The sequence below is a fragment of the Blastochloris sulfoviridis genome (genome assembly GCF_008630065.1).
GTDB classification, from domain to species: Bacteria; Pseudomonadota; Alphaproteobacteria; order Rhizobiales; family Xanthobacteraceae; genus Blastochloris; species Blastochloris sulfoviridis.
On record NZ_VWPL01000052.1, the window covers coordinates 1 to 10,284 of the forward strand.

The 10,284-nt window shown below is 61.1% G+C and carries 10 protein-coding genes and 1 pseudogene; 9 read left to right on the plus strand and 2 right to left on the minus strand.

Features of this window, described 5'->3' with window-relative positions; all coding sequences use genetic code 11:
• Positions 1-117 (plus strand): ISAzo13-like element transposase-related protein (locus tag F1193_RS16385; RefSeq protein ID WP_210247381.1); only part of this gene is annotated, 117 nt, incomplete at its 5' end.
• A gap of 15 nt (positions 118-132) precedes the next feature.
• On the opposite strand, the gene F1193_RS17215 is transcribed toward F1193_RS16385, so the two are convergent.
• Both F1193_RS17215 and F1193_RS16390 read right to left on the minus strand, forming a co-directional pair.
• Positions 133-294, minus strand: a complete 162-nt coding sequence (locus F1193_RS17215) for a hypothetical protein (protein ID WP_170263737.1) — start codon at positions 292-294, stop codon at positions 133-135.
• 41 nt (positions 295-335) lie between these two features.
• A complete protein-coding gene (locus F1193_RS16390) occupies positions 336-1,142 on the minus strand; it encodes a hypothetical protein (protein ID WP_150098875.1) in 807 nt (268 codons plus the stop codon).
• Positions 1,143-1,657: 515 nt separating this feature from the next.
• Between F1193_RS16390 and F1193_RS16395 the strand changes: the two genes are divergently transcribed.
• The 8 genes and pseudogenes from F1193_RS16395 to F1193_RS16425 all read left to right on the plus strand — a co-directional run.
• On the plus strand, positions 1,658-2,602 hold the full coding sequence (locus tag F1193_RS16395; protein ID WP_150098876.1) for an IS630 family transposase: 945 nt from the start codon (positions 1,658-1,660) through the stop codon (positions 2,600-2,602).
• 727 nt (positions 2,603-3,329) lie between these two features.
• Positions 3,330-5,339, plus strand: a complete 2,010-nt coding sequence (locus F1193_RS16400) for a type I restriction-modification system subunit M (protein ID WP_150098877.1) — start codon at positions 3,330-3,332, stop codon at positions 5,337-5,339.
• Positions 5,336-6,733 carry a restriction endonuclease subunit S gene (locus tag F1193_RS16405; protein ID WP_150098878.1) on the plus strand — a complete coding sequence of 466 codons (1,398 nt, stop codon included), beginning with the start codon at positions 5,336-5,338 and terminating at the stop codon, positions 6,731-6,733. The genes F1193_RS16400 and F1193_RS16405 overlap by 4 nt, the downstream gene beginning before the upstream one ends.
• Positions 6,733-7,221 carry a HEPN family nuclease gene (locus F1193_RS16410; protein WP_150098879.1) on the plus strand — a complete coding sequence of 163 codons (489 nt, stop codon included), beginning with the start codon at positions 6,733-6,735 and terminating at the stop codon, positions 7,219-7,221. The genes F1193_RS16405 and F1193_RS16410 overlap by 1 nt, the downstream gene beginning before the upstream one ends.
• A 2-nt stretch (positions 7,222-7,223) precedes the next feature.
• A pseudogene (locus F1193_RS17830) lies at positions 7,224-7,547 on the plus strand (DUF4433 domain-containing protein); the annotation flags it as partial.
• 8 nt (positions 7,548-7,555) lie between these two features.
• The gene (locus F1193_RS17710; RefSeq protein ID WP_281287261.1) at positions 7,556-7,867 is read left to right on the plus strand and encodes a DUF4433 domain-containing protein; all 312 of its coding nucleotides are present in this window, start codon (positions 7,556-7,558) and stop codon (positions 7,865-7,867) included.
• A 12-nt stretch (positions 7,868-7,879) separates the two neighbouring features.
• Entirely contained in the window at positions 7,880-8,914 is a 1,035-nt protein-coding gene (gene darG, locus F1193_RS16420; protein ID WP_150098880.1) for a type II toxin-antitoxin system antitoxin DNA ADP-ribosyl glycohydrolase DarG, read from the plus strand.
• Positions 8,911-10,284, plus strand: a 1,374-nt coding sequence (locus F1193_RS16425; protein ID WP_150098881.1) for a type I restriction endonuclease, incomplete at its 3' end; no start/stop codon positions are given. The genes darG and F1193_RS16425, both read left to right, overlap by 4 nt.

The following is a 10,284-nucleotide window of genomic DNA, read 5'->3' on the forward strand; positions in this document are numbered from 1 at the left end:
CCGGCCGGCGTCAAAATCGCCGACGCCGACCTTGAAGCCGTCAACCTCACCCGCCACGACTTCCACGGCGAGTGGAATTACACCATCAGCCCAAACTCACTCGGTTCGGAGCGATAATTCTCGGACAATTCCTTAGATGGCATGGCGCCACACGCCCTTGGGGTGGAGAAAGTGACCCCTGAGCCGCGCCGGGGGGGCGAGGGCGGGGGTCTCGTTCGGCACGATGTCGCCGCCGATTGCGAACGCGGTACCGATCGCCGGAAATCCCTGAACGACCTCGCGTCTCGTGGTCATCTCTCTCTAGATTTCGGTTGCCAGCGTCGAGGCTGATCCGATCAGAACCGTATCTGCGCTCCCAGAACGGGACCGTACTGGAGCGCGTCGTAGATGAAGTCGCCGTCGCGATAGTCGACCTTGAGGGCGCGGTAGCCTGCGAAAGCTCCCCAGCGGTCGTTGAAGCGGTAGCCGATGCCGCCGAACACATCCCACTCGTAATTCGACGAGATGCCCCCGCCGAGGCCGATCAGCGTCATGAACCACTTGTCCGTCAGCTCATAGATCGCCCGGCCGCCGACGACGCCGTCCATCCACTCCTCCCGCTTGCCGTAGGAGATCGACAATGGCTGGGTCTGCACGTCGATGGTGTTCTTCATCGAGAAGACGCGGGCGCCCCCCAGCAGGTCCAGGCTGAACTGACGCGTCTCGACGAGCCGGTATCCGCCCATGCCCGTGGCGATCACGGTACCGCTCTCCAGACCGATATTGGCCGGGTAGCCGAACGCCTGGAACGACTTGTCGGGCGAGATACGGGAAGCAACAATGTCGGTGAAGATCAGGAAGCGGCCATGGCGGGCCTCGGCCGTTGCCATGATCGCGCCGTCCAGGTTCTCGAGAACGGTGCCGATCCCGATGTTCACGTCGACGGCTGGCAAGGGCGGGAGGGTCCGCAGCCGCCCATCAAGGCCGGCCAGCCAAGCGTAAGCGTTGATCGTGAAGGACCATTCGGGAGGCGTGCCGGTCTTCTGACGTGACTCAGTCGGAATTTCAGCCGACTCAGCGGCCCGGGAGCCCACGGAAACCAGGAGGAGGATACCGGCGACTGAGCAATGGAGGGCAACTCGATACGGCGCAGTTTTTGTCATCGCTGATCCAGATCTTGATCGATATTCCACGCTGTACGGCTATATTTGTTTAAATGACTGCCGCGTCTCCCACGCGTATTGAAAAGCAGGCGTATTTTGCGGAAATCCGGCCAAGAAAGTCTGGTGCCAGCGTATTTCCTTTCAGTCTGATGCTTGGCGTTGACGGGTTTGACTTCAATGGGTTGTCGCTACGACAGATGCCCGTACGTTAACAATTTAATTCAATTAGATATTATGCTGCGCCGCTGAGAGCGGTGCGTCAAGCCGGATGAGAAGCGGTGATCTGGACAGCCCGATATTTCGCTAAATTCCAGGCGACGGCCGCCGGCTTGCCGGCGAACGCCCGGGAGCCGTTGGTGCCCCAGACGGCAGGCATGCGTCGCAATGAGCGCCCATCCCTAGAGCATTATCCGAGCGTGTTGATTCAATAGAGGATTCAATCTCAAGCTTGCGATTCCCATATTTGCTGGAGCGGTCGTTTCGGCTGAGACGGCCGAAGAACGTGGGAGGTCGCCATGGCACTGTCGATGGACATTCGCAGGAAGGTCCTGAAGGCGATCAAAGGCGGCATGTCGTGCCGTCAAGCTGCGGCGCGGTTTGATATCGGCCCGGCGACCGCGGTTCGGTGGGCGAAACGCGTCGAAATCACAGGAGACGTGGCGCCTCTGAAGATGGGCGGCGACCACCGATCGCAGCGGATCGAGGCGCACGCCGAGTTCATCCTCGGGCAGCTTGAGGAAAAGCCGGACCTGACCATCATGGAGCTGCGCGAGATGATCCGTGAGCGGCACGCCCTCCGCGTCGGCTACGGAACGGTGTGGCGGTTCCTGGCGCGGCACAAGATCACGCGCAAGAAGAAGACTGGCCACGCCTCGGAGCAGGACCGACAGGATATCGCAGCCGCGCGCAAGGACTGGTTCGCGGGCCAGCTCGATCTTGATCCATTGACGCTGGTGTTCATCGACGAAACCGCGATCTCGACCAACATGGCGCGCCACTTCGGCTGGGCGCCGCAGGGCGAACGCTGCCGGGCCGCGGTTCCGTTCGGGCACTGGAAGACCAAGACGCTGATCGCGGCACTGCGCTGGGATCGCGTCGACGCGCCGATGACCATCGACGGTGCGCTCGATCAGGCGGCATTCCTCGCCTATGTCGAGCAGGTCTTGGTGCCGACGCTGTCGGCGGGTGAAACGGTGGTGATGGACAACGTCCCCACCCACAAGGTCACCGGCGTACGGGCCGCCATCGAGGCGAAAGGCGCGAAGGTGCTGTATCTTCCGCCGTACTCGCCGGATTTCAACCCCATCGAAAAGCCGTTCGCGAAGATCAAGTCGTTCCTTGAGCGCATTGCCGCGCGAACCGCCGACGCTCTGGACGCGGCCGTCGGCGAGGCGTTGCGGGCCTTCACCCCGAAGCAATGCATGAACTACTTCGCTTCATCCGGGTATGATGCCGTTTGATCGGATAGTGCTCTAGCCCCCAAGAAGTTGAGGCTATGCAGAGGCTAGGGAGATTTTGGTGGTCAGATTTTCGAGGCTAAATCTTTGATTTAGTTGGTAGCGGAGGAGGGAGCCGTGACGATTTCCCGGACGAAAGGGGCGAGGAGGCGGTTCTTCACCCCGTATCGAAGGGTGAACTTGCCATCGCGAACTCCATCCCGCTAAAAGTAGATCGGTAGTCCATTTTGTAGTCCGCGATGTAGTCCCCCTCACAGTGCCGGCGGTGTTGAATCCTCGGGGCCGTGGCGGATAGGAATAAATGTGGCGGAGCGTCCCTCCCTCTCCGCCAAATTCCCCTGACCAAACAGTCTCTTGCGCCGCGAGCAGCCCGAAATTCCAAAGGAATTCCGGGGTTGTTGCCTCTGACCTGTGGACTGCGCGCGGACCGGAATGGCCGAAATCCGCTCTCTCTCCGCCCGAATTCTCCGAACCTGTGGACTGTAAGGGTCGCGGTACGGAGTTTTTGCCGTTGAAAATTCGGGATAATTTCGATTGGCCCGGCCGTACTGTTTGAACCCAATTCGGTCAGCCGAGAATAGAGAGCGAGAAACGCCTCATTGATTTTATTGATATTTTTCCGCATGTAGACCAACTTCCACGATCCCAGCGTGACGATTCGTTACGTGGGGTGGCGGCCAGCACCACCCAACAGGCGTTGATTGCTGAAGCGCATACGAACGGAACGGGCATGAGTAACGGCGATCTCAACTGGATTACGAACTTCATCTGGGGCATCGCCGACGATGTGCTGCGCGATCTCTATGTCCGCGGCAAGTATCGTGACGTGATCCTGCCGATGATGGTGTTGCGCCGTCTTGATGCGGTGCTGGAACCGACCAAGGCTGCCGTCTTGTCGATGAAGGCGAACCTCGACAAGGCCGGGATCGCCAACCAGGACGCCGCCCTTCGGCAGGCTGCCGGGCAGGCGTTCTATAACACCTCGCCCTTCACGCTGCGCGACCTGCGCAACCGCGCGAGCCAAGCGCAACTGAAGGCGGATTTCGAAGCCTATCTCGACGGTTTCTCGCCCAATGTGCAGGAGATTCTCGACAATTTCGAGTTCCGCAACCAAGTTCCGAAACTGTCCAAGGCGGACGTTCTGGGCACGCTGATCGAGAAATTTCTCGACTCGTCGATCAACCTCGGCCCCAACCCGGTGCTGAACGGCAACGGCTCCGTGAAGCACCCCGGTCTCGACAATCACGCCATTGGGACGATGTTCGAGGAACTGGTCCGTCGTTTCAACGAGGCCAACAACGAAGAGGCCGGCGAGCACTGGACGCCGCGCGATGCGGTCAAGCTCATGGCGCGGCTGATCTTCGCGCCGATCGCCGACCAGATCACTTCGGGCACCTACCTGCTCTATGACGGAGCCTGCGGCACCGGCGGCATGCTGACGGTCGCGGAAGAGACCCTGAACGCGCTTGCCACGCAGCACGGCAAGCATGTCTCGACGCACCTCTATGGCCAGGAGATCAATGGCGAAACCTACGCCATCGCAAAGGCCGATCTGCTGCTCAAGGGCGAAGGCGAGGAAGCCGACAACATCGTTGGCGGACCGGAATGGTCCACGCTCTCCAACGATGCCTTCCCGTCACGTGAGTTCGATTTCATGCTGTCGAACCCACCCTACGGCAAGAGCTGGAAGAGCGACCAGGAGCGCATGGGCGGCAAGGCCGGGATACGCGACCCGCGTTTCGTGATCGAGCACGCGGGCGATCCCGAATACAGCCTGGTCACGCGCTCCAGCGACGGCCAGATGCTGTTCCTGGCGAACCTGCTGTCGAAGATGAAGCACAATACGCCGCTCGGCAGCCGCATCGCGGAAGTCCACAACGGCTCCTCGCTCTTCACCGGCGACGCCGGCAGCGGCGAGAGCAATGTGCGGCGCTGGATCATCGAGAACGACTGGCTGGAAGCCATCGTCGCCCTGCCGCTGAACATGTTCTACAACACCGGCATCGCCACCTATGTCTGGGTGCTGACCAACCGCAAGCCCGGCCATCGGCGTGGCAAGGTGCAGTTGATCGATGCCACTTCTTGGTTCCAGCCGCTGCGCAAGAATCTCGGCAAGAAGAATTGCGAGCTGACGGACAACGACATCGAACGCATCGTCGAGACCTTCCGGCGCTTCGAGGAGACCGAGCAGTCGCGCATCTTCGACAACGCCGAGTTCGGCTATTGGAAGGTCACGGTGGAGCGGCCGCTACGCGCCACGGGCATCGACCGGGAACGCGCCTATTCCCCCAAGGAGATCAAGGCGCTGAAGGACGAGGGTCGGATTTCGGAGGGTGGCGCGCCGGTCATTCGGCGCATCCACAAGCCCGGCAAGATCGCTGCCGATCCGCTGCGGGGCCTGTTCCCGGTGATCATCGCCGGCAAGCCCAGCCCGCGCGGCGCGAGCGCACATGGCTGTGTGGTGGAATACGAGCCCGACAGCGACCTGCGTGACACCGAGACCGTCCCGTTCAAGGAGCCGGGCGGCGTGGAAGCCTTCATCCGCCGCGAGGTGCTGCCGCACGCGCCGGATGCCTGGATCGACGAGGCCAAGACCCAGATCGGCTATGAGATCAGCTTCACCCGCTATTTCTATAAGCCGCAGCCGCTGCGCTCGCTGGAGGCGATCCGTGCCGACATCCTGGCGCTGGAGCGTGAGACCGAGGGCCTGATGGCGGACATCATCGGGGCGGCCCGATGATCGACGGCCTGCGCCCCTATCCTGAGATGAAGCCGAGCGGCCTGCCGTGGCTCGGCGAGGTGCCCGCGCATTGGGATGTCTTGCGGGCCAAGCGATTGTTGAAGGCAACCGAAATTCCGGTTCGGCCTGACGACGAGATCGTTACGTGTTTTCGGGATGGACAAGTCACGCTCCGGAAAAACCGACGCTCGAATGGCTTTATGATCGCGCTGCTCGAGCAAGGCTATCAGGGTGTCCGTACTGGTCAGTTAGTCGTGCATTCAATGGATGCTTTCGCTGGCGCAATCGGCATCTCAGATAGCGACGGGAAATGCACTCCGGAGTATATCGTCTGTGAATCACGCGTGGATGACGCTGTTCTCGGCTACTATTCATGGGTTTTACGACAGGCTGCGCGGACGGGATATATCCTCGCATCATGCCCTGCGGTTCGAGAACGAGCTCCACGCTTGCGTTATCCTGATTTGGGAGAGTTGCGAGTTCCAGTTCCATCTTCCGACGAGCAGCGGCTGATCGTGCGGTTTCTGGATTGGCACGGCGCGCAGACGGCGAAGATGATCCGCGCCAAGAAGCGGATCGTCGCGCTCCTCAACGAAGAAAAGCAGGCCATCATCCACCGCGCTGTCACCCGCGGCCTTGATCCGAACGTGAAGCTCAAGCCCTCAGGCATCCCCTGGCTCGGCGATGTGCCTGAGGGGTGGGAGGTGACGAAGCTTAAGCACCTGACGCGCTTTCAAAATGGACTCGCGTTCAAGCCAAGCGACTGGTCTTCAAGCGGCACGCCAATAATTAGAATTCAAAATCTAAATGGCTCCGACGATTTTAATTTTACGATCAAGAGTGATCTGCCAGATCTCCTGCTGATAAAGAAAGGGGATCTGATGTTCGCGTGGTCAGGGAACCGTGGCACCTCATTTGGGTCATTCATTTGGGATCGAGATTTTAATGGGTATTTGAACCAGCATATTTTCAAGCTGACCGACTACAAAGTTCATGGAAAATATTTCTACTACCTGCTTCAAGCAGTAACAAAACACGTTGAGGATGAAAGTCACGGTATTATCGGCCTAGTTCATATCACAAAGCCAGAGCTAGGTTCGGTTTCGGTTCCGGTTGCCCCACCCGACGAGCAAAACGCCATTGCCACTTGGATTGATGGTCAAACCAGTGCTTTGGCGGCCATCATTCAGCGAACGACGCGCGAGATCGCCCTCATCCAGGAATTCCGCACCCGTTTGATCGCCGATGTCGTCACCGGCAAGCTCGATGTGCGGGTGCTCGCCAACGCGCTGCCTGAAATCACCGACGACCGGCCGGTCGAAGAGGCGGGCGGCGACGAAGACCTCGACGAGCAGGACGCCACCGATGCCGAGAACGAGGAGGTCGCCGCCTGATGGGGATGCCGACCAAGCCGCTGCTCGACATCATGCGCCGCTCTATGGCGAACCTCGTATTCGTCGAGGCGCATGCTGGACCGACCGGCCCCTATGAGGTCACTCAACTCATCAACACGTTCCTTGGGGCTCTTGCCCATCCCTTCGAGGCTATGCGGGACGACCTGATGGCGCTCCCGCTTACGGAGTCGGAGACCCTGGGTTGGCCGCGCATCGCTAAGGAGCGCCCTTCAGATAAAGATCCAAAGTCTCTGGGCGATCTCGTCCGCCTGATGCGAAACGGAATGGCGCATGGAAACATCGACTTCGTTTCTGACGGCAAGGCGCAAGTCCAGGCATTGCGCATCTGGAATACTGCCCCGAGCGGCGCGCGCACATGGGGCGCGGTCATCTCCGTCTCGGACATGCGTCGTGTGCTTGATTTGTTTGTCGACCTGATCGAGCGCCGGCACAAAGAGTTCGGCTGGTATGTACGAGGGGCAGCCTGACCATGCCCGTTCCCGCCCAGCCGAAAATCTACCACATCGTCCATGTCGACAATCTCGCCTCGATTGTCGCGGACGGCTGCCTGTGGTCGGATGCGGTGATGGTTCAGCGACCGGGCGGCACCCTGATCGGCATGGGCAGTATCAAGCAGCGGCGGCTTGGCCTTCCGGTTTCCTGTCATCAGGGCACCAAGGTGGGCGAATATGTCCCGTTCTATTTTTGTTCGCGTTCGATTATGCTGTTCATAATTCACTGCGCGAACCACCCCGAACTTGCCTACCGGGGCGGCCAGCAGCCGATTGTCCATCTTGAGGCCGATCTTCATCATGTCGTCCGGTGGGCGGAGGCGAACGGTCGGCGCTGGGCTTTCGCGCGCTCGAACGCAGAGGCGCCTACTACACACAGTTCCGCACCGGTCTCGACAAACTGGACGAGATCAACTGGGACGCGGTGGCGGCAACCGATTTCCGCCCGGCGGACGTGAAGGAAGGCAAGCAGGCTGAATTCCTCATCGAGGGCTCGTTCCCCTGGAGCCTTGTTGAGCGGATCGGCATTCATTCCCAGGGCATCGCGCCAAGGGTGGCCGCCGCCCTGCAGGGCGCCACGCACCGGCCGAGGGTCGAGGTCAAGCGAGCTTGGTATTATTGAGGGGATATGGCGATGATCGAGTTCAGGACCGGAGACATCCTGACGGCGGACGCGGAAGCGATCGTCAACACGGTCAACTGCGTCGGCATCATGGGCCGCGGCATCGCGCTCCAATTCAAGAACGCCTATCCGGCGAACTTCAAGGCTTACGAGGCCGCCTGCGCGCGAGAGGACGTGCGGCCGGGCAAAATGTTCGTGTTCGAGACCGGCACCTTCACCAACCCGAAATACATCATCAACTTCCCCACCAAGCGCCATTGGCGCGGCAAGAGCCGGATCGAGGACGTCGAGTCGGGCCTGAGAGCGCTTGTCGAAGAGATTCGCACGCGCGGCATCCGGTCGATCGCGATCCCGCCGCTCGGCAGCGGTCTGGGAGGCCTGAACTGGGCCGACGTGCGCCCGCGCATCGTCGAGGCCTTGCACGGCCTGCACGATCTTCAGGTGATCATCTTCGAGCCGAACAACGCACCCGTGGAGACGAAGTCCCGAGACGTTCCGAGGATGACGCCGGGACGCGCGGCGCTTGTCGTGCTGATGAACCGCTATCTCGGCGGGCTGATGGACCCGTTCGTGACGCTCCTCGAAGTGCATAAGCTTCTGTACTTCATGCAGGAGGCGGGCGAGCCGCTGCGGCTGCAATACGCCAAGGCACCTTACGGCCCCTATGCCGAGAACCTGCGTCATGTTCTGCACGCGATTGAGGGCCATCTCATCTCGGGCTATCGGGACGGCGGGGATGCTCCCGACAAGCAGCTTGAGCTGGTGCCGGGTGCCGTCACCGACGCCGAGGCTTTCCTGGCGGCGGATGCCGCCGCCAGGGGGCGTTTCGATCGCGTCGGCAAGCTGGTCGAAGGATTCGAGACGCCGTTCGGCCTGGAACTGTTGGCCACCGTGCATTGGGTCGCCACGCGCGAACAGGCTTCCGGAGTCGAGGACGCCACCGCGAAGGTCTATGCCTGGAACGACCGCAAGCGGCGCTTCTCGCCGCGCCAGATCGGCATCGCCTACGAGACCCTTCGGTCGAACGGTTGGCTCAGGGCCGCATGACGACCGACACCTCGGAACAGGGCCTCGAAGCTCTCATCGTCGCCGACATGACCGGCAGGCCGGCGGCGCGTGCCGGGGGCGGCTTTGCCGAAGAGCCCGAGCCCTTTGTCGGGCTGCACAACTGGCTGCTGGGCGATCCGAAAGCCTTTGACCGGGCATGGACCGTCGATCTGGCCCAGTTGCGCGCCTTCATCGCTGCGACCCAGCCGCCTCTGGTCGCCGCGCTTGATCTCGATAACGACAGCCCGGCACGCCAGAAATTTCTCGCCCGCCTGCAAGGCGAGATCGGCAAACGCGGCGTCATCGACGTGCTGCGGCACGGGATCAAACACGGCCCGCATGACGTGGACTTGTTCTATGGCACGCCGTCACCTGGCAACGTCAAGGCCGCCGGACGCTTCGCGCTGAACCGCTTTTCCGTCACCCGGCAATTGCGTTACAGCCGCGACGACACCGCCCGCGCGCTCGACCTCGCGCTGTTCATCAATGGCCTACCGGTCGCCACGTTCGAACTCAAGAACAGCCTGACCAAGCAAACCGTCGAAGACGCCGTCGAGCAGTACAGGCGCGATCGTGACCCGCGAGAGAAGCTGTTCGAATTCGGCCGCTGCCTGACCCATTTCGCCGTGGACGACGCCCAGGTGATGTTCTGCACCCACCTCAAGGGCAAGGCGTCCTGGTTCCTGCCCTTCAACAAGGGCTGGAAAGATGGCGCCGGCAACCCGCCCAATCCGAACGGCCTGAAGACGGACTACCTCTGGAAGGACATTCTGACGCCGCTCGGGCTGACCGACATCATTGAGAACTATGCCCAGATCGTCGGGCGCAGGGACGCCAAGACCGGTAAGGTGAAGCGCGACCAGCTTTTTCCGCGGTTTCACCAGCTCGATGTGGTCCGCAGGTTGCTGGCCGACGCCAGGGAGAAGGGCGCCGGCCGGCGCGTGCTGATCCAGCATTCCGCGGGATCAGGCAAATCGAACTCGATCGCATGGCTGGCGCACCAACTGGTGCGGCTTGGCGATGCCACCGGCCAGATCTTTGACTCGGTGATCGTCGTCACCGACCGCCGCATTCTGGATCAGCAAATCCGCGACACCATCAAACAGTTCGCGCAAGTCGGCGCGACAGTTGGCCATGCCGAGCATTCTGGCGATCTGCGCCGCTTCATTGCCGACGGCAAGAAGATCATCATCACCACGGTTCAGAAATTCCCGTTCATCCTCGATGATATCGGCTCCCAGCACAAAGACCGCCGCTTTGCCATCATCATCGACGAGGCGCATTCAAGCCAGGGCGGCAAGGCGGCAGCGGCCTTGAACGCGGCGTTGACCGGCGCTGAAGACAGCGACGAGGACGAGTCCGTCGAAGAC